This is a genomic window from Microcystis panniformis FACHB-1757, assembly GCF_001264245.1.
GTDB lineage: Bacteria > Cyanobacteriota > Cyanobacteriia > Cyanobacteriales > Microcystaceae > Microcystis > Microcystis panniformis.
Map to the genome: position 1 here is coordinate 3,562,845 of NZ_CP011339.1, position 20,522 is coordinate 3,583,366.

Annotated in this window: 16 protein-coding genes and 2 pseudogenes; 11 read left to right on the forward strand and 7 right to left on the reverse strand. The window is 46.0% G+C overall.

Annotated elements, in window-relative coordinates:
* Positions 1–13 precede the first annotated feature (13 nt).
* Positions 14–367 (forward strand): hypothetical protein, encoded by a 354-nt coding sequence (locus VL20_RS17170; protein WP_002800484.1) that lies wholly within the window; start codon positions 14–16, stop codon positions 365–367.
* A 230-nt stretch (positions 368–597) separates the two neighbouring features.
* The gene (locus VL20_RS17175; RefSeq protein ID WP_052277228.1) at positions 598–1,971 is read left to right on the forward strand and encodes a serine/threonine-protein kinase; all 1,374 of its coding nucleotides are present in this window, start codon (positions 598–600) and stop codon (positions 1,969–1,971) included.
* On the opposite strand, the gene VL20_RS17180 is transcribed toward VL20_RS17175, so the two are convergent.
* The 5 genes and pseudogenes from VL20_RS17180 to VL20_RS17200 form a co-directional block, all read right to left on the reverse strand.
* A complete protein-coding gene (locus tag VL20_RS17180) occupies positions 1,963–3,402 on the reverse strand; it encodes an aminotransferase class I/II-fold pyridoxal phosphate-dependent enzyme (RefSeq protein WP_052277229.1) in 1,440 nt (479 codons plus the stop codon). The two genes, VL20_RS17175 and VL20_RS17180, sit on opposite strands and share 9 nt — an antisense overlap.
* Positions 3,403–3,429: 27 nt before the next feature.
* Positions 3,430–5,244: an ABC transporter ATP-binding protein gene (locus VL20_RS17185; protein ID WP_052277230.1), complete on the reverse strand. Its 1,815-nt coding sequence runs from the start codon at positions 5,242–5,244 to the stop codon at positions 3,430–3,432.
* A gap of 40 nt (positions 5,245–5,284) precedes the next feature.
* On the reverse strand, positions 5,285–6,361 hold the full coding sequence (locus VL20_RS17190; protein WP_052277231.1) for a phosphotransacetylase family protein: 1,077 nt from the start codon (positions 6,359–6,361) through the stop codon (positions 5,285–5,287).
* A 35-nt stretch (positions 6,362–6,396) separates the two neighbouring features.
* On the reverse strand, positions 6,397–6,774 hold the full coding sequence (ebsA, locus tag VL20_RS17195) for a type IV pilus biogenesis protein EbsA (protein ID WP_052277232.1): 378 nt from the start codon (positions 6,772–6,774) through the stop codon (positions 6,397–6,399).
* A 120-nt stretch (positions 6,775–6,894) separates the two neighbouring features.
* Positions 6,895–8,150: pseudogene (locus VL20_RS17200) on the reverse strand (GAF domain-containing sensor histidine kinase).
* 388 nt (positions 8,151–8,538) lie between these two features.
* Here VL20_RS17200 and VL20_RS17205 point away from each other — a divergent pair.
* The gene (locus VL20_RS17205; RefSeq protein ID WP_002768353.1) at positions 8,539–8,859 is read left to right on the forward strand and encodes a DUF3155 domain-containing protein; all 321 of its coding nucleotides are present in this window, start codon (positions 8,539–8,541) and stop codon (positions 8,857–8,859) included.
* 466 nt (positions 8,860–9,325) lie between these two features.
* The gene (locus tag VL20_RS17210; RefSeq protein ID WP_004159539.1) at positions 9,326–10,114 is read left to right on the forward strand and encodes a response regulator transcription factor; all 789 of its coding nucleotides are present in this window, start codon (positions 9,326–9,328) and stop codon (positions 10,112–10,114) included.
* Positions 10,115–10,199: 85 nt separating this feature from the next.
* Here VL20_RS17210 and ftsH read toward each other — a convergent pair whose 3' ends face one another.
* On the reverse strand, positions 10,200–12,095 hold the full coding sequence (ftsH, locus tag VL20_RS17215) for an ATP-dependent zinc metalloprotease FtsH (RefSeq protein ID WP_052277233.1): 1,896 nt from the start codon (positions 12,093–12,095) through the stop codon (positions 10,200–10,202).
* 214 nt (positions 12,096–12,309) lie between these two features.
* On the opposite strand from ftsH, the gene rimP reads away from it, so the two are divergent.
* The 5 genes from rimP (at position 12,310) to VL20_RS17240 (ending at position 18,308) form a co-directional block, all read left to right on the forward strand.
* The gene (rimP, locus tag VL20_RS17220; protein ID WP_002789389.1) at positions 12,310–12,780 is read left to right on the forward strand and encodes a ribosome maturation factor RimP; all 471 of its coding nucleotides are present in this window, start codon (positions 12,310–12,312) and stop codon (positions 12,778–12,780) included.
* 139 nt (positions 12,781–12,919) lie between these two features.
* A complete protein-coding gene (gene nusA / locus VL20_RS17225; RefSeq protein WP_052277234.1) occupies positions 12,920–14,116 on the forward strand; it encodes a transcription termination factor NusA in 1,197 nt (398 codons plus the stop codon).
* Complete coding sequence (locus VL20_RS17230; RefSeq protein WP_002768359.1) at positions 14,113–14,394, forward strand: YlxR family protein; 282 nt, start codon at positions 14,113–14,115, stop codon at positions 14,392–14,394. Before nusA ends, VL20_RS17230 begins: the two co-directional genes overlap by 4 nt.
* A gap of 111 nt (positions 14,395–14,505) precedes the next feature.
* Complete coding sequence (infB, locus tag VL20_RS17235) at positions 14,506–17,565, forward strand: translation initiation factor IF-2 (RefSeq protein ID WP_052277235.1); 3,060 nt, start codon at positions 14,506–14,508, stop codon at positions 17,563–17,565.
* Between the two features lie 173 nt (positions 17,566–17,738).
* Positions 17,739–18,308 carry a low-complexity tail membrane protein gene (locus VL20_RS17240; RefSeq protein WP_004159551.1) on the forward strand — a complete coding sequence of 190 codons (570 nt, stop codon included), beginning with the start codon at positions 17,739–17,741 and terminating at the stop codon, positions 18,306–18,308.
* Between the two features lie 26 nt (positions 18,309–18,334).
* On the opposite strand, the gene VL20_RS17245 is transcribed toward VL20_RS17240, so the two are convergent.
* Positions 18,335–19,063: a carbonic anhydrase gene (locus VL20_RS17245; protein WP_052278498.1), complete on the reverse strand. Its 729-nt coding sequence runs from the start codon at positions 19,061–19,063 to the stop codon at positions 18,335–18,337.
* Positions 19,064–19,350: 287 nt separating this feature from the next.
* Here VL20_RS17245 and VL20_RS29210 point away from each other — a divergent pair.
* Positions 19,351–19,513, forward strand: a pseudogene (locus tag VL20_RS29210) (ISNCY family transposase); the annotation flags it as partial.
* Between the two features lie 53 nt (positions 19,514–19,566).
* Positions 19,567–20,520 (forward strand): ABC transporter ATP-binding protein, encoded by a 954-nt coding sequence (locus tag VL20_RS17250; protein WP_052277236.1) that lies wholly within the window; start codon positions 19,567–19,569, stop codon positions 20,518–20,520.
* Positions 20,521–20,522: the final 2 nt, after the last annotated feature.

The following is a 20,522-nucleotide window of genomic DNA, read 5'->3' on the forward strand; positions in this document are numbered from 1 at the left end:
TAAACTACTATTCATGATAGATTTTAATACTCTCGCTGAATTTTCCCGCAACTATTGCGTCTCGATTTGTGCCTTTTTAGTCCCCGCTAACTTAGTAACCACCGTTTTAACCCTTCTTTTTCTCTATTTCGGTCGTCCTACCCGTCAAGTCTTCCCCATTGCTTCCCTAGCTTTGTTGTTCGCTGTCACTATGTTTCTCCACGTCGCCACCTGGTTAATGATTGGTGTGGTTATGGCCCCCACTTTTATCCTCTTTGGACTGGGTTTAACCTGTTTTGTGATCAATCTTCAAGCCATCAGCGATCGCCAAAGCTTGGAACAGTTATTACACACCGGGGTTAATCGTCTGGCCCGCTCTTTCAACTAAAAAAAGCACCGAGACTTCCTACCCCACCATTAAGATAACCGCCCTTATCTGGCTGAATTTTTTTCAGCCAAAGACTTGACAAACTCCAAAATTTCTGCTAACCTTGTAGTATAATGGGAATCCGTGTCAGCCTACGACCCCCCTCTTTAACTCTTTCTTAAGAATAAAAATTTTAACCCGAATTGCAGGTAGTAGCTAAACTAAGAGCAGTACCACGGGAAACGGTGATTATGGAAGTTATTTGTACGCGTCCCCACTGTCCGAAACCGCGTAATCAGTGCCTAGACCTAGACGATAGCAATCTTTTAACCTCGATCGAACAGAAATATTGTACTACTTGCGGGATGCCATTAATTTTAGGGGGACGTTATTTGCCAGAACGTCTATTGGGACAAGGAGGATTTGGGGCGGCATTTTTAGCGCTAGATCGTTATAGTCCCAAAAAAGCTAAATGTGTACTCAAACAATTTCAACCTTCCTGTAATTTAAGTCCGCAAGCTTTAGAAAAAGCGAAAAATTTATTTTTTCAAGAAGCGCGGGTTTTAGAAGATTTAGGACGAGAACATCCCCAAATCCCCGATCTCTATGCTTTTTTCCCTTTAACAGTCAAGAATCAATTAACGGGAGAAGAAGAGCAATTTTTCTATCTGGCCCAGGAATATATCGATGGTAAAAACTTAGAAGAAATTCTCCAACAGCAACAAAAACCCTTTCAAGAAAGTGAAGTTAAAAACATTCTCAAAGAACTACTTCTTATCCTCAAATTTATCCATGAAAATGGTTCCATTCACCGGGATATAAAACCATCTAACATCATGTTATCCAAAAATGGCCGCCTCTATTTACTCGATTTTGGGGCAGTAAAACAGGCGACTAATAACCCTAGTAATACACAACAGAAATCCACAACAATTTACTCAGCTGGATTTGCTCCTCCCGAACAACAATTAGGCAATCAGGTATCGGCATCCACAGATTTATATGCCCTAGCAGCTACCTGTGTTATACTCTTAACTAATCGCGATCCTGATGATCTATACGATCCGCAAAAACAGGTCTGGAATTGGCAAAATTATGCCCCTAATATCAGTGCAGATTTAGCCCAAGTATTCAATAAAATGTTACTAGCAAATCCCCTGGATAGATTTCAATCCTGTGGAGAAGTTTTAACCGCTTTAAATACACCTCCCCCATCTCCACCACCTTCTCCAATTCCTCCATCCCCTCCAGCTTCTCCAGTTTCTCCAGTGATTAGAAAACCTTCCCGCTTTTCTCTTGGGGAAACTTTCGCTAATGCTGCCTTTACAGGATTTGAGGGGACATTATTAGTAATTGCCTTAAATAGTTTAGTTCCCTCGGCAGGAATTGTCATTGCCTTTATGATCTTAGGTGGCTTAGTTTTGGCATTATTTAAAAAAGTGATTGAGGGGAAAGATTTACCGATTCTAGCAGCAATTACCCTCGTTTTCCTGTTAATTCCGCAGCTGCAAGGAACTCTAAGTTTTCCTGAAATTGCTATCATTGCCGTGATGGCAGCCATTGGAGCCATTGCTATTACTGCCTTTTTCCGGTTAATATATCAGATAATTTTGCGTTTATTTTAAAACCCTGAAAGTTGCCAAATTATCATCACTACCGCCGGTAATCGTGCCACCGAGGTCTAAAATAGTTTGCAGATAGTCGAGGACTTCCTGAGAAATTAACTCACCCGGCATCAAAACGGGAATACCGGGGGGATAGGGACAGATAACATCAGCACTAAGACGATCGAGGGCATTTTTCCGGGATACTATCTCTGTAGGGGCAAAAAAAGCCTTTCTAGGAGAAATAGCCAAATTTCCCGTGACTGGGGGAGGAGTCAGGGGTAAACTGGTAGAGGAAGGGGATTGAAGGGATTGAAAAGCAGTAATGAGGCGATTAATGTGTTCGCGATGATTGCCGATGGAGATGATAAAAGTAAGTTGACTGAAAGTCGGTAATTCTGCCGTGACAGCGTATTTTTCTCGCAAAATATCGTCTATTTCGTAACCGGTTAAGCCAAAATTTTTGACAATTACCGTTAAACGAGTGCGATCGAACCAGTGACAACCCGGGATAGAATGGGGAAAGTCCAAAACAGAGATATTAGGAATTTTATCGAGTTCTTTTCGGGCAGTAGCAGCTAAATCGAGGGTTTTGGTCAGTAAATCTAGGCCTTGCGTCGCCATTTGCTTTCTAGCACTATCAAGGGAAGCGAGAAGCAAATAACTAGGGCTAGTGGTTTGAACTAATTGTAAGGCTCGATCGACTTTTTCGGAACTAATGCGATCGCTTTTTAAGTGTAACATTGATGCTTGAGTTAAGGCCCCTAAAACCTTATGGGTGGACTGAATAGCCATATCAGCGCCGAGAGACAGGGCAGCCGGAGGTAAATCGGGATGAAAGGCAAAATGCGCCCCGTGAGCCTCATCGACGAGCAGCGGGATAGAATAATGATCGGTAATCTGGGCGATAGTTTCTAAGTCACAGCAAACCCCTTGATAGGTGGGAGAGACTACCATCACCGCTTTGGCGTCGGGATGAAGTTTCAGGGCATTTTCGAGGGATTGGGGGGTTATATTTAAATTTAGATCGATAGTGGGATTATATTCGGGATTGATAAAGATAGGCTGCGCCCCAGAGAGAATTAAGCCCGAAATTGCCGATTTATGAATATTTCTCGCCAAAATAATTTTATCTCCCTCGCCGCAAGTGGCTAAAATCGCCGCAATAATGCCACAACTGGAGCCATTGACTAAAAACCAGCTTTTATCTGCCCCAAATGTCTCGGCTGCTAAAATTTGCGCTTCTTTAATCACCCCCGTCGGGGCAAACAAATTATCAAGGTCGGGTAATTCGGGTAAATCGGCTTTAAAGACGCTTTTTCCCAGTAAATTACTTAAATCTTCCCCGATTCCTTCCCCCTGCTTATGCCCTGGTGCATAAAATGGTACATCTAAACTATTGACTTTTTTTTGCAGTTGTGATATCAACGGAGCGGATTCTGGCGAAGGCATTTTGGGAAGGGAGTGGGGGGTTTGTCATTAACTATCTGTGCCTAACATTTGCAGTTTATATAAACTAGCGTAGAGGCCGTCTTTAGTTAATAAATCTTCATGGGTTCCCGATTCGACTAATTCCCCGCGTTTAAGGACAAGAATTCGATCGACATCGCGAATAGTGGAGAGACGATGGGCGATAATAATAGCGGTACGATCGACTAAAATCTGTTCTAAAGCTTCTTGAATTAATACCTCTGTTCCCACGTCTAAACTAGCGGTAGCTTCATCTAAAACTAGAATTTCGGGGTTACGAATAGCGACTCTTGCAAAAGCGAGTAATTGTTTTTGTCCTCCCGATAAATTTGCGCCCCGTTCCCGTAAAAGAGTATGATAACCGTCGGGTAACTCCTCGATAAAGTGATCGATATTAGTTAATTTAGCCGCTGCCTTAACTTGCTCAAAATCATAATTTTCTCCTAAAGTAATATTGCGAGTAACATCTCCAGCAAAGAGAAAAGTTTCTTGGAGAATGACACCGATATAACGTCTTAATTCCGCTTGGGGAAGATAACGGATATCGATACCATCCACTAGAATTCTGCCCTTACTCGGTTCATAAAGACGACAGAGAAGACGAATAATCGAACTTTTTCCTGCACCAGTGGGACCGACTAAAGCGACTTTTTCCCCGGGATTAATGGTAAAATTAAGACCTTTAATAATATATTCATCAGGTTTATAACCAAACCAAACATTTTCAAAAATAATCTCGCCAGTTTGACGTTTTTCTGGGAAAGAAATCTCTTTATAATTGTTAGAATCTTTGATTTCAATGGGAATACTAATTAATTCCCCAATGCGCTCAATAGCAGTAAAACCCGATTGAAACATGGTAAATTTTTCGGCAAACTGACGCAGGGGATTAAAGAGACGTTGGGAGAATAAAATAAAAGCCGATAAAACCCCAAAATCAATGGTTTTCTGGAGAACCAAAATCCCGCCTAACCATAATACTCCTGCCACGGCAATTAATCCGATCCATTCCAACGTAGCTGAGACGGCCGAATCATAAAAAATTGTTTTATCTAGGGAGCGACGATACTGAGTATTGATAGTGCGAAACATTTCAGCGTTAAAGCGTTCGCGGCGAAATAATTGAACAATATTAACTCCGACTACATTTTCCTGTAATTGGGCATTAAGTTTTGATAATTGCTCGCGTACTTGATAGTTAGCGCTGCGATATTGTTTTTGAAAAAAGATAATTAAAGCAGTGACAGGAAATAACATCAACACCAACAATAGAGCTAATTGCCATTGCAGGGTAAACATGGTGAGGATAATAACTAAAATATTAACCAGATCACTGACAACTCCGATCGCCCCACTAGCAAAAACTTCTCCTAATGCTTCCACATCGCTGGTTAAACGGGTGACTAAACGTCCCACGGGAGAGCGATCAAAAAAACTAGAGGAAAGGGAGGTAACATGGCTAAATAAATCTTCCCGGACATTAGCAGTAATTGACTGACCGACTTTCTGTACTAGATAACCTTGTGTTGTCCCTAAAATCAGTCGTAAAATAATCGAAACCGACAGGATAATAATTAGGGTGTTAATGGCTGCTGTTAAGGGCATTTGAGCCAAAAAATCCCAAGTTTGTTCCTTTTGCAAAAGGGAGACCGCTTGACCGATAATTAAGGGTTGGACTGCCCCCGTGAGAGATAGGGGAAAAAGAAGTATTAATGACCAAAATAGCAGAGCTTTTTCCTTTTTTGCGTAGGGAAATAATCTTAATAATAAGCTCCAGTCATTTTCTTTGACCGGAGGGGACACAGGGGAGGATGATAGACTCATGAAGTGATTTCCCATGAAATTCTGGGCAGCTGGGGAGAAATTACGCCCCTATTGTTAACTTTTCTAACAGGCGATCAATCTGAAAATGTTCCCCCATTAATTCTCGAATACCAGCGACTTTTACCTGTTCCTGTAAGCGAATCTTCCCGAAGGCCTGATCGACGATTTCCACGGTACTGAGAGTATCTAAATTTACCGAGAGAATCGGTACTTCTAAATCCTCGGCCCGGCCCAAAATCAGGGGATCTGGAGAGATGGAACCGGTTAAAATTAAACAGGTGGTGGAAGTTTCTAGGGCAGCTAACTGGAGGTCTGTGCGATCGCCACCCGTAATCACGGCCATATTTTCCCCCTTGCGAAAATATTCTAAAGCGGCGTTGACATTCATCGCCCCGATCGCTAAACTTTCTACCATCCAATCTAAACGATCGGGCCGACATAATACTTTGGCCCCCAAAAGATGGACAATTTCCCGAACACTAATACTACGCAATAATTTACTAGCGGGTAACAGTCCTAAAACTTCCACGCCTTGGCCCGCGAGATAGGGTTTCAGGAGGGATTGTACTTCCTCCCAATCATCGGTGGGAATATCGCTAATTACTACCCCCAGCAGCTGATTATTTAATTCCCGTTGCGCTTTCAGCAGACTATCGGCAATCAGGGGAGAACTATAGCGGGCCACCAATAGGATCGGAGTCTGGAGAATTTTGGCCATTTCCCCCATCGATAGCTGAAAAATACTGCCTTCCCAGAGAGTCCCCGGCCCTTCGAGGAGGGTAATATCACTGTTAACTCGATCGAGATAACCAGTAAGAATATTGCCGTAGTCCTGTTGATCTGCACCTTGCAGACGTTTAGCAACGGAATCCACATCTGTATAGATCAGGGGTAAGCGCAGCTGTTCGGGGGATAATTCTAATAATTGCCGAATAAATTCTACATCCTCATCGACCAATTGCCCATCGACGTAGCCCGGACAATTGCCCACTGGTTTGCCGTAACTTATCTCTAGTCCTTTTTGCCGCAAGAGATGCGCTAAACCGACGATAGTTCCCGATTTACCACTGAGGGGTTCCAGGGAAGAGATAAGTATAGATTTGGCTGATTTCGCCACGATTTGCTCCTTTTTAACCCGTAAAATCCCGAATTTTATTCTTCAAATCGCAGCAGTTTCCGATAAAATCCCTGCGAAAAGTCGGCTGAACCTAGCTGCTTAAAGGTTTTAATCGCATCGATAAGATATTCGATCAACTCGGCGTTAATAATCGTCATCTCATAGCTTAGGTCGGCCTGTCCTTCAAATTGTAAACGACAACGGGTCAATTCCGAGGGCAATTTTGATACATACCAAGATGCCACAAAGGGAATCCCTTGACTGTTTTCTATGCGACGACGACCTTCTAAAGATCCGGCTTGATACAAAGCGATCGCATAGGGCAGGATACTATGTTTGTCCTTGGCATAGTAGGGCATATATACTACCACATCGGCCTTATCGGCGGGTTCTAATTGTTCGATAGTTGGCATAATTTACTTAATTCTCTGCTTCACGGCCAAGTTACCATTGACACTGATATTTTCCATATATTTTAACCGATCGCCCCAGGAATCTCCTGAGGGAGAAAATAGGCAGAATTGACCACCAGATCATCCTTCTATACTAAGATGTCTATCGGCTATAACCGGCATACTAACCCGAAAAACCGTGCCGGGGTAGGGGGAACTTGTTGGCTCGGGATTGGGACTGATAAATTCGATCGTCCCCCCATGCTGGTAATTAATTCTTTGGCGATCGCTAAACCTAATCCTGTACCCGGTATATCTCCCCCTGCTTGCACTCCCCGGTAGTGACGTTGAAAAATTCTTTCTTGATCGCTCGTCGGAATACCATAACCCGTGTCTTTAAAAACAATTTCTACACTATTCTTAACATTATGCACCTCGACGGTGACTTTTCCGCCAGCAGGAGTATATTTGAGGGCATTATCAATTAAATTACTGAATACTTCCCGCAAACCAGGGATATTGGCCCGAATAAGTGGTATATCTTCCCCGTGAATCGTTTCTAGACTGAGATTTCTCTCTTTGGCTACCGCTTGGGCCGAAAGGAGCAGCGGATCGAGAAGATCATGGAGATCGATCGGAGTTAGTTGGCCGCTGCCAGCAGGTAAGAGAAAGGCGGTGGGGGAAGATTGCGCTTGCAGGAGAGGAATATCGACGGTGGGGTAATTTTCGCTTTCTTGCTGAATTTGTGCCTCAAATTCGGCGATTAAGTCGCGAACTCGATCGCTTTCTCTCAGGATACCAGTAATGGCGGGATCGTTACCCTCTTCGGCTAAAAGCCTTTTGAGTAGAAGTTTACCAAAGGTTTTTAAAGCGGTGAGGGGATTGCGGATTTGATGGAGAAAGGTATCGAGGCGCTGTCGTTGCCATTGTCGATAATAACGTTCTTCTCCCAATTGGCGATCGAGTACACAGGCTAAAGCGAGGGTTTGGGTGATTTTTTCCATCTGGGTTAATTCCCAACTTTGCCAAGGTCGTTTTTCTCGGGTTGTCACCAATAATCCGATCATGCCCTCTTCATACATTAAGGGTAAAAACAAGCGATGACCGCTGACGCTCTCCTGATTACCCCAGAGGTGGGATAAATCTTCTAACTTAACCGCAGTTAACAAGTCGGCTGCTGGTTGCTCTGGTTGTAAGGAAAGCCGCTTTTTTTGGGGAGAAGGGGGGTTAAAAGGCGGATAAACAACGACTGGGATTAAATTACTCGATAAAGGTTCAGTTAAATAAACTGCACTTCTGTCCGTTTTCATTTGCTCCCGCAAAAGTTCCATCTGTGCCTGACACAGGGCAATAAAATCATCACTCAGGGGAGTCCGGGAGGGGGAGGAGAAGGACATACTAAGAAAGTAAAAAGTAAAAAATCAGAAAACCTTGATCAAGCTAGGGTTGCCAGTTTTATTTCCCAGTTGACAGGGGAGAGAATGTCCCTCCCCTTGGGTCGAGGGCAACCGGCAAAAAGCAGTTAGAACAAGGGTTTGGTCACTATTTTCGGGGTGGATCACGGTATATATTAAAAAAAGTTTAAAAATAATAAGTTTTGTATCGGGATTTGGGGCTGTGTTTTTGTCAGAAAAACTTAAACCTAGTCTCAGTCTAGCTTCTAGTCAAACTTGTCTGTAATTGGGTTTGTGAGAGACACTTGATTTCTTGGTCTAGAAGGGATATAATCGCTACGGCTTTTGTAACTATCATTACAACGATTAGCCAGAACAGGAGGTAATTGGGTTGGCCAGAAAACGGAAACGTAAGAGTCGCCGTCGTCAAGAAGGACGTAAGATACTTGAACTTGTACCCCAGTATAGTATTGAAAGTGGCGAGGATAAACCCGTAACTGCGGCGCGTAAGTATATTCAAGCTATAGGCATTAGCCCACCAGCTTTATTGATTGTTAAGCGTAACGAGCATACAACCGATCGCTATTTCTGGGCTGAAAAAGGACTGTTTGGAGCGCAATATGTGGAGGAAAACCACTTCCTTTTCCCAAGTTTGCGCGACCTGCAGCCCCAGCCCCAGCCCGTCAAAGCACCGGTAGCAGTTGCTAAATAACTCAAAGGACTATTGATCATATCATGGAAAGTAAACTCGTTTACGGAAAAGTAAACGAGTTTTTTTTGTGCATAAGTAGGGTTTGCGGCAAAAAGCTTTTCGGTGGGGGCAGGGTGTAGGGTGTAGGGTGTAGGGTGTAGGGTTTTAGCGATTTTGAGGGGGTCAATTACCTAATTTTCAGGGAAAAAGTCCCGGAATTTTCCCCCCGATCACTCCCAGATCTGGTACTTTTTGGAAACCAAAAAGTCTAAAAGTTTTACCCAACAAGGTTTTTAGATTTTTTCGGCAACCCCTAAATAATCAGTTTTTAATAACCAGATTTAGTATAAAAATAATCTCCTGACTCCTGACTCCTGACTCCTGACTCCTGACTCCTGACGAATGTTACGATTGTTACAACATCTTGACATTAATTCTGATACCCTGACAATGTGTCAATCTGTGCAGTAATGGGGCAGAAACTCAAGTGGTATCGATCCATATTTCTATTGTTGAGGGCAACCCGCACTTGCGATCGCTATTAGCTTGGCATCTGCAACAGGCCGGTTATTTGGTTAACCAATCGGCAACCCTGCAAAGTGCGCGTCAAGCTTTCCTTCATCGTCAACCAACCTTAGCAATTATCGATTCCGACTTGCCGGACGGGGATGGAATCGAACTCTGCCGTTGGCTTTATCAACAAAAACAGTCTTTAATACTGATTCTCTCGGCCCGCAATAGCGAAAAAGACGTGGTCAATGGTTTAAAAGCCGGGGCCGACGACTACCTGAAAAAGCCCTTTGGAATGCAAGAATTTATGGCTAGGGTAGAAGTGTTAACTCGTCGTTTAGGCAGTAGGGCTGCTCCCCTACACTTGGATTATGGGCAATTAAAAATAGATTTAGCCCAACGACGGGTACAATTTCGCGGGGAGTATATCGAATTAACGCCCCAAGAATTTAGCCTACTCTACGTTTTAGCCCAAGCGGAGGGAACACCCCTATCAAGAGCCGATTTACTGCGTCGCGCTTGGCCTGAGGAAATTGATAATCCCCGGACAATTGATACTCATGTTCTCTCTCTGCGGAAAAAAATCGAAACCGATCCCAGACAACCTAATTTAATTCAAACCGTCCGCAACGTTGGCTATCGTTTCAATCTAGAAATGTTGGCCGAGATGACTTCAGCTTTAGAAGCTAATATTATTGCCTCCACCAAAGGCAATCATAACGGCCATTCCATTAATAAAATTCCTGCTCACAACGTTAGTCGTTAATTCTGGCTTTGTCCGACTGATTAGCAGATTGTCTGCTGAAATCGTCTCCTAACCACTTAATCGAAGCGAGGAGACGAAGGGCAAATTAAACCGTAGTCACCATTGACCGATCCGCTTGTTGCTGAAATTCCGTCAATAAACGCCGGAATTCGTCGCCGTCAATGGTTTCCTGTTCAATCAGTATATCCACCAAGCGATCGATCGCCACACGATTGTCAAGGATAAGTTTTGTTGCTAAATCGTGGCATTGCTTGACAAGTTCCCGTACTTGTGCATCAATTTTCGCCATCATCGCGAAAGAATGGTCGGCATGATAACCAGCAGCAGCACCACCGAGATAGGAATTGCCCTCCTCCTCTAGAGCAATCAATCCCAATTCCGACATTCCCAGACGCGTTACCATCTGTCGGGCCAGATAGGTAATTTTTTCAATATCATTACCGGCCCCGGTGGTCACTTCATCCTCACCGAAGACACATTCCTCCGCCACTCGTCCCCCTAATAATCCCGCAATTCGGGCTAATAACTGGGAACGACTGGTTAAACCCTGTTCTTCATCGGGAGTGAACCAAGTTAACCCCAGCGCTTGCCCCCGGGGAATCAGGGTGACTTTTTCCACCTGGTCGTGGCCGGGACAGAGAGTACCGACAATCGCATGGCCGACTTCATGATAGGCGATCAAACGCTTGGCTTTACTATCCACTAAAGCACGCCCTTCCATACCGGCCACAATCCGATCGATCGCATCGTTGACCTCCTCCATGGTAATCGCCTCTTTCCGCCGTCTAGCAGTAAAAATCGCCGCTTCGTTGAGCATATTAGCCAAATCTGCCCCAGTAAAACCCGGTGTGCGCCGGGCGATCGCCTCCAGAGCCACATCAGCAGCCACCTTTTTATCGCGAGAATGGACCTCCAAAATGCCCAAACGTCCCTTAAAATCTGGATAATCCACCACTACCTGTCGATCGAAACGACCCGGACGCAGCAGGGCCGAATCCAAAACATCGGGGCGGTTGGTGGCGGCAATGACGATAATGCCGGTATTTCCCTCAAAACCGTCCATTTCCGTCAATAATTGGTTCAGGGTTTGCTCCCGTTCATCATTACCTCCCCCATAACCGACCCCTCGTTGACGACCAACGGCATCAATTTCATCGATAAAAACCAAACAAGGGGCATTTTCCTGGGCTTTTCGGAATAGATCTCGCACTCGCGACGCACCAACCCCGACAAACATCTCCACAAATTCCGACCCAGAGATGCTGAAAAAAGGCACTCCCGCCTCTCCTGCGATCGCTTTAGCCAGTAAAGTTTTCCCCGTCCCCGGTGGCCCGATTAACAGGACTCCTTTGGGGATTTTTGCGCCAATAGCCGTAAATTTTTCGGGTTGTTTGAGGAATGTCACCACTTCCTCTAGATCTTCCTTGGCCTCATCCACACCCGCCACATCATTAAATTCTATGCCAGTTTTCGCCTCCATCTGAAACCGCGCCCTTGATTTACCGAAGTTCATCGCTTGACCGGAAGCATTAGCAGAACGACGGATAATAAACACCAATAATCCCAAGACGAGAATAATCACTAACAGGTTAGTGAGAACATTGATCAAGGCCGAATTGTCAGTGCTGGGGAGAATGCCGTACTCAATTTTTTTAGCATCGAGTCTCTTGATTAATTCGGGATTTTGGTCAAATAAATTGACTTCCTTCGGGGGATCCTTGTCCGTTTGACCGACGAGGGTAACTGCTGCCTGCTGCAAAGAAGGATTGATTTCCACCTTTTTTACCTTGCCTTGCTCGATTTTCTCTAACAATTCACCGTAGGTGAGGGTATTGGGTTTTTTTTGACTCCAAGCAGGATTGACATGGCCAAAGGTTTGCAGAATCATCCAAGTGGCGACAATCCCTTTCCATACTGGCCGATGACCACGATTCTTAGCTGACTTGGCTCTAACTACGGTGAGCGGAGATTTTTGATCCATAATTGACTCTATATCTAGTTACCCTGTATTCATTGTGACAGATCGACTCGATCGTGACCACTGTTCTGTTTTCCCCCAAGCACGACCCTGAGGGCAAATAGTGATGACGGTTTTTTGCTATATTGTATTCAGCTAGGTAGTCTAACAACTGCCTATCCCAATCACTAACAGTTTAGGGAAGTGGGTTTCGCCCGCTTTTTTTATTGTCCAAATCATGACTCATCCGCTCATCCCCGACCTGCTGCACCTAGCCACCCCTATCGCTGAAAACTTGGGGCTAGAAGTGGTCGATATCGTTTTCCAAACCAATAAAAGGCCTCCCGTCCTGCGCGTCGATATTCGCAATCTTGCGGGAGATACTGGTTTAGAGGACTGTGAGCAGATGAGTCGGTCTTTAGAAACCGCCCTCGACAGTCAAGAAATCTTACCCGGGGCCTACGTTTTGGAAATATCTAGCCCCGGCATTTCTCGACAACTGAGCAGCGAACGCGAATTTCAGTCTTTTAAAGGTTTTCCCGTCATCGTTACCGGCCAGGATAGCCAGGGAAAACCAAAAGAATGGCGCGGAAAACTGCAAGGTAGAGATGAGCAATCTATTTATCTTAACCAAAAAGGTCGCTCCCTGACCATTGATCGCACTACCGTCATCAGCGTCCGTTTAGATGAGCAGCGCAGTAATCAGTGATCAGTAATCAGTAATCAGGGATAAAGATGAAGATAACTAACTAACTGATTAACTTAAAACTTACATCTGATAACTGATAACTGATAACTGATATAAGGCTAAAAAAATAATGACTCAAAAGTAAGGAGAAAAAATAATTATGGCTACTGTTAATTTGCCTGGTTTAAAAATAATGCTCGAAGAAATTAGCCAACGACATAATCTGCCCAAAAATGCCGTACAGGAAGCCTTGCGTGAAGCACTTCTCAAGGGGTATGAACGTTATCGACGCGCCCAAAGTTTAGAAAAAGCCGCTCAATTTCATGAAGATTATTTCAATAACTTTGATGTGGAATTAGACGTAGAAGAAGAAGGGTTTCGCATCCTTTCGACTAAAACTATTGTGGAAGAAGTGACCAATCCCGACCATCACATCGGTCTCAAAGAAGTGCAAGAAGTGGCCGATGAGGCCCAATTAGGGGATGAAGTAGTTCTTGATGTCACCCCCGACCAAAGAGAATTTGGTCGCATGGCGGCAATTCAAACTAAACAGGTTTTACTGCAAAAACTGCGGGATAACCAACGCAAAATGATTCAAGAGGAGTTCCAAGATCTGGAAGGAACGGTTTTACAGGCCCGAGTCGTCCGTTTTGAAAGACAGGCCGCTATTGTCATGGTACAAAGTACCTACGGTCAACCAGAAGTGGAAGCAGAACTACCCAAACGGGAACAGCTGCCCAACGATAACTATCGCGCCAACGCCACCTTTAAAGTTCTGCTCAAAAAAGTCCTAGAAGGTTCTCACCGCGGCCCGCAATTAATTGTTTCCAGAGCGGCGGCGGGCTTGGTAGTATATATGTTCGCCAACGAAGTTCCCGAAATCGAAGAGGAAATCGTGCGTATTGTCGCCGTCGCCCGGGAAGCCAATCCCCCCTCCCGTCACGTTGGTTCGCGGACAAAAATCGCCGTCGATACCTTAGAGAGAGACGTGGATCCGGTTGGGGCTTGTATTGGGGCTAGAGGTTCCCGGATTCAAGCCGTGGTTAACGAATTGCGGGGGGAAAAAATCGACGTGATTCGCTGGTCTCCAGATCCCGCCACCTACATCGCCAATGCCCTTAGTCCCGCCCGTATCGACCAAGTTTTGTTCACTAATGCCGAAGAAAGACAAGCATTGGTACTGGTGGCACAGGATCAATTAAGTTTAGCGATTGGCAAAGAAGGGCAGAACGTGCGTCTAGCCGCCCGTCTGACGGGCTGGAAAATCGATATTAAGGATATAGTCCTCTATAAAGGCGAACAAGAGGTAAAAACCGATGAAACCGACCCAGAAGCGCAGGATTTAGACCAAGAATGAACCCCTTCGTCAATTATCGACGCTGTATTAGCTGCCGTCTCTTCGCCCCGAAAGAATCCTTTTGGCGAATTGTCCGACTACACCCGTCCGGACAGATACAATTAGATCAAGGAATGGGAAGAGCTGCCTATATCTGTCCGCAACCTAACTGCCTGCAATTAGCCCGGCAAAAAAATCGTCTCGGACGGGCCCTAAAAGCCAATATTCCCGAAACGCTCTATGAATCCTTGCAAGAGCGCCTCGGGACTGCCAAGCAAGGTCGTTCAAATCAGGATTAAAATTGACGATCATAGCCACAAAATCGTTAGCATGGAAAGGGGGCAGTCCTGACAGGATCAAAAAATCAGCCAACTTATAGGATCACTAACACTTTAGCCGGGGGATAATGGATGAGTAACGCGAAAGTCAGAATTTACGATTTATCAAAAGAATTGAATCTAGACAACAAAGACATTTTGGACATCTGTGACCAGTTGAACATCGAGTACAAGAGCCACAGTAGCACGATCAGCGAAGAGGATGCCCAACGCATCAAAGCAATCGCTGCGAAGGGATTGGCCTCGAGTACCAGTAAAAATAGCACGGGTCAGCGAGAATCGGCTAGTCCTGCCGAAGAAAAAAAACAAAAGATTTTAGCCCTGCATAAACACAACCGCCCCGAAACTGGCGAAGAAGGGGAAATCTATCCCGGGCCTGCCGGGTCCTCAGCTAAACCGACTTTAATCAGTCCTCCCCGTCCCCCAGTTAAACCCCTCGTTGCTCCCCCAGGGCGCGACGGTGCGGCCGAAAAAACTCCCCCCACCGAGCAGAAAAATGGAGCTACCGCCACTGCTGCACAGATGCTATCTCAGTCCGCCAGTGTGAAAGAAACCCCGACCGAAACCCCGCTAGTGCCAGAAGCAGCCCCCACCTTAATCGCCCCACCTAATCGACCTTCCCTCACCCCGAAACCACGCCCGGGCAGCACCTCGGGCCGGCCAGAACCCCGATCTAAAAATGCCCCCGGCGGTAACGACAGGCCCCGGGGAGAAAAACGCGAGCGCGGCGAGAGCGAAAACGCCCCTAGCCCTGAGCGCAGGGCTGGCTTGGTTAAACCAGAAAAACCGACCCTCAACCGCAAACCCGACGGAAAAAGCCCGAAACTGGCGGAACCAACTAGAGAAGTGCGGGAGACGGTGGAATTGAAGCGCCCGGTTCGCCCTGGTATGCCCGCTAAAATCTCGGCTACTGGCGAGGAAGAAACCGACACCACCAAGAAATCTGGTGTTGATGGCACAGAAATCGATACAGATACCGGATTGCTCGGAGCAGACGGGCCCAAAAAACTCAAACGACCGACCATGCCCCCTCGCATGGCTAAAAAATCTAGCTGGGAAGAGGAAGAAGAAGAAGAGAAAAAAGCGGCCAAAACTGCCAAAACTGCTGGCAAAAACAAACGCCGCACCCAAGCTCTCTTTGAAGATGATGATGATCTAGAATCGGAACTATCCGGGTTAATCAATAGCCCCAGTTTTACCCTTTCCACTGCTCGTCCCCCCAAACCGCCCAGCGCTAAAGCTGCCACCCCTGGCACCCCAACAGCAGTCAAAGTTAAGCGGCCCAGTAAACCAACCGCCCACACCGGCAGTCCGAAAAGCGAGCGCCAAGAACCCCAAGAGGAAAAACGCCCAGAAAGCATCATCATCACCGGCAGTCTCACCGTGCGCGACCTCTCGGAATTGATGAAAGTCCCGGAAACCGAGATCATCAGAACCCTATTTTTTAAAGGGATGGCGGTGAATATCACCCAAACTCTCGACGTGGACACGATCGAAATGATCGCCAGGGACTTCGAGATGACCGTGGAAACCCCCAGCACCCAGTCGGCGGCGATCAAAACCACGGAGATGATCGATGTCTCCGACTGGGAAAGTCTCCAGCGTCGTCCCCCCGTCGTCACCATTATGGGTCACGTTGACCACGGCAAAACCACCCTCCTCGACTCGATCCGCAAAACCAAAGTCGCCCAGGGGGAAGCCGGCGGCATCACCCAGCACATCGGTGCTTACCACGTCGATGTGGAACATAACGGCAAACCGGAACAGATTGTCTTTTTGGATACCCCCGGTCACGAAGCTTTTACCGCCATGCGCGCCCGTGGGGCGAGAGTCACCGATATAGCGGTACTGGTGGTGGCCGCCGATGATGGTGTACAACCCCAAACGAAAGAGGCAATTAGTCACGCCAGGGCCGCCGAAGTCCCCATCGTGGTGGCGATTAACAAAGTCGATAAACCTTCTGCTAACCCCGACCGGATTAAACAGGAATTGACCGAACAGGGACTGGTGGCCGAAGATTGGGGCGGTGAGACGATCATGGTTCCCGTTAGCGCCCTGCGGGGTGAAAATCTCGATAATCTGCTGGAAATGATCCTCTTGGTGGCAGAAGTGGAGGAATTGGTCGCTAACCCCGACCGCTTGGCGAAGGGAACCGTCATCGAAGCTAACCTCGATCGCACCAAAGGCCCCGTGGCTACCCTGCTCGTCCAGAATGGCACTCTCCGCGTCGGTGATAGCATCGTCGCCGGTTCCGTTTTCGGCAAAATTCGGGCTATGATCGATGATCGCGGTCAAAAAGTCGAAGCGGCCACCCCCTCCTTCGCCGTGGAAATCCTCGGTCTCAGTGATGTGCCGGCCGCTGGCGATGAATTCGATGTCTATGAAAGTGAAAAAGAGGCCCGGGCGATTGCCGATCAACGGGCGATCGAACGACGCAACACCCGTTTACAACAGGCCCTCTCTTCTCGTCGCGTTAGCCTTAGCACCCTCTCTATCCAAGCTCAAGAAGGACAACTCAAGGAACTTAATCTCATCCTCAAGGCAGATGTGCAAGGTTCCGTCGAGGCCATCCTCGGTGCGCTCAAACAGTTACCCCAAAACGAAGTGCAGATTCGCGTTCTCCTCGCCTCTCCAGGGGAAATCACCGAAACCGATGTGGATCTGGCCGCCGCTAGTGGTGCGGTGGTGGTGGGCTTTAATACCACCCTTGCCAGTGGTGCGCGCGCATCCGCCGATCGGGAAGGGGTCGATATCCGCGATTACAATATCATCTACAAGCTTCTCGATGATATTCAAGGGGCGATGGAAGGTCTTCTCGACCCCGAAGAAGTGGAAGAACACCTCGGTTTTGCCGAAGTGCGTGCCGTCTTCACCGTCGGTCGTGGGGCCGTGGCGGGCTGTTATGTCCAATCAGGTAAACTGGTGCGGAATCGCTTCCTGCGGGTGCGTCGCGGCAAGGAAATTGTTTATCAGGGAGTTCTTGATTCCCTCAAACGGATGAAGGAAGATGCCCGGGAAGTAGCTACCGGTTTCGAGTGCGGTGTCGGTGTTTCTAAATTCAATGACTGGAAAGAAGGCGACATTATCGAAGCCTACGAAATGGTCATGAAACGTCGCACTTTATCCAGTTAATTAGACTTGAACCGTCGGGAGTCGGGAGTCAGTTATCAGTTATCAGTTATCAGTTATCAGTTATCAGTTATCAGTTATCAGTTATCAGTTATCAGTCATAATTCATAATTCCCCCACTCCCCCACTCCCCCACTCCCCTGCTCCCCCACTCCCCCATCTCCCCACTTCCCTCTATGAAATCAGAACCTTTTTTGTGGATTCATCTGGCGGGGTTAGCGGCCTTGCCAATCTTTTTACAAATCGCTTGGATTGGTTTAGCTGTGGGCGATCCCTTGCCTTTTCTTTGGCTAGAATGGCTATTTCTAGGAGCGATCGCTATCATACCCGTCTTTTGGATGCAGTGGACAAAACCTTTTGATATTTTTAGTCTTTTGTTGGTTGCTCTGAAACCGAGTCAACTCACCCCCGAACAGTTAAAAATTCTCTCTCTTTTTAAACGTCCTCGCCATCGTCTTCTTACTCTTTTGGGAGTCGTCCTCTTAATTCTCATCACTTGGCCAATCTACAATTTTGCCCCTCTAGCGGCTGCCGTGGCCGCCTATCTCCCCCAATGGCGGCTTTTAGGTTTAGTAATCGCTGCGATCGCTCTCCTCTTAAGTCACCTATTTCTACAGGTTCCTCTGAGTGTTCTGGGGGTTTTAGCCACTAAGGAAAGTGACTGGACAGCCACCGAAGCTTTAGTTATTGAGCGCATTCCTGAGTTATTTACCATTGTTGGTCTAAAAGTTAATAAAATTATCTAAATTAGCTAAAATGCCGCCAATTTATGCTAGGAATGTAGGATCGAGCGCCCGTTTAAGGGTTGAATATTCCTCGCATTACTCGGAAAAATCGCGACCAATTGTTGCAGTTGTTGGGGAGAAATTTCGATCGCATTTTGCCAGACTAACCAGAGAACATCCTCGCTACAGGGAGGAGTGGACAAAGACCCCCGATATTCATAGAAACCGCTATTTTCTGGCAGTAAAAGCCCAGCATTGACCCAAGTATCGGGGATAATCATTTCAGGAGAAGGTTCTTGGGGCAAATAAGCCCAAATCGTTTGTAAATAGGGATTAAAAGCGCCGATTTCGGCTAAGATACCCACAACTGCTAAATTTCCCTTCCCATTTCGATGCACTAAATGAATTTCTAGAGGGAAAGACTGACCTTTAATCTGATGTTCGCTGGGATGATGAAAATGAAACTGCAACAAATCCCAGTTTTCGCCGTGAAAACTCATGTTTCCACCTTTTTCGGTCTGAACTAAGATTGTACGACCGTTATGGCGAATTTTTAAGGGTACAGGACGATAATTAAAGGTGGGTTGGTATAGCTCTTTTTCAGTCACTATACTCAGATCGATCGGTGTTTGTTGCTTTCCCGTGGTGCAGAGACAATAATTCCTTGATAATTCGCCCCAATGGTCAATATTTTGATAATTCCAAGTAAATTCTGGATTAATAGCCCCAAAAAGAGCGTGAGAGCCAATAAATTGCAGTAATTCTCGTCTATACATGGTATTAAATCCAGCAATCATCAGATAATTAGGGTTTGCTGAAAAAGTTTTTCCTGGGGGCAGGGTGTAGGGTGTAGGGTGTAGGGTGTAGGGTGTGGGGTGTGGGGTGTGGGGTGTGGGGTGTAGGGTGTGGGGTGTGGGGTGTAGGGTGTAGGGAGAATAAATAAAATAATCTCCTATCTCCTGACTCCTGACTCCTGACTCCTCAAAACCTAAGACTCTGTACCTCACAACTATGGAAATTGCTATAATCGGCTCACATCAGACTTTAAACCTCTAGCTTGATGATGAGTTTTCTGATCAATATCTTTTTGTGGTTCGTGTCCGACTTACTCAAATATCAGTGTAACACAGAACAAAATCACCTCTGCGCCTGTATTGCCTTGTCCTAGTTGTGGTTCTCACCATACCATCAAGAATGGTTCTATTGATAAGGGGAAACCCAAACGTTAATGTTAAGAATGTGGTGGCCAGTTTGTCAGCAATCCCACTACTAAAACTTTATGAACACACCCGAATTAGCCATTGCTACCGTTGGTTTAACCAAACAATTTGACCGCCATGGGGCTGTTAATCAAGTGGATTTACAGATTGAAGCGGGGGAAGTTTACGGGTTAATCGGTCCAAATGGAGCGGGAAAAACCACTTTAATTAGGATGTTAGCGGCAGCGGAAGAACCGACAACGGGAGAAATATATCTGCACGGAGAACGTCTTTTAAGAGATGAGAGTAATCCCCGTCTGAAAAGAAATTTAGGTTATCTACCCGATAATTTTCCCCTCTACGATGACCTAAATGTCTGGAATTATCTGGATTATTTTGCCCGTCTTTATCATATCCCTCGCTCCCAACGTCATCGCCGCATTTATGAGGTTCTAGAACTGGTACAATTAACCAATAAAAGCCATAATTTGATCGCTACTTTGTCCCGGGGGATGAAACAACGTTTAAGTTTAGCCCGAACGATTATTCATGAACCTTTAATTTTACTTCTCGATGAACCAGTTTCTGGATTAGACCCGATCGCTCGCCTACAATTTCGTGAGATTATTAAAGTCTTACAATCGGCAGGTATGACTATTTTAATTTCTTCCCATGTCCTTAGTGATTTAGCGGAACTTTGTAGTTCTGTGGGTATAATGGAATTAGGTTATCTAGTGGAAAGTACCTCTTTAGAGGAATTAAATCAACGTCTAGCCGGTCAATACTTGCAGATTACGACTCTAGGCAATTTAGAAGCCTTAGAAACCGCTCTTAAGCAATGTGTTTTTGTGGAAAGTTGGCAAAGAATTATTAATACTAATACTCTCCGGGTTAAATTTACGGGAACCCTAGAAGATAGTGCCGAATTGTTGAAATCTTTAGTCGTTTCTGGTCTGAACTTAAGCGAGTTTTATACTTGCCGCGAAGATTTAGAAACTATTTTCCTAAAACTGGGACATCGACAGGCATCTTAAGG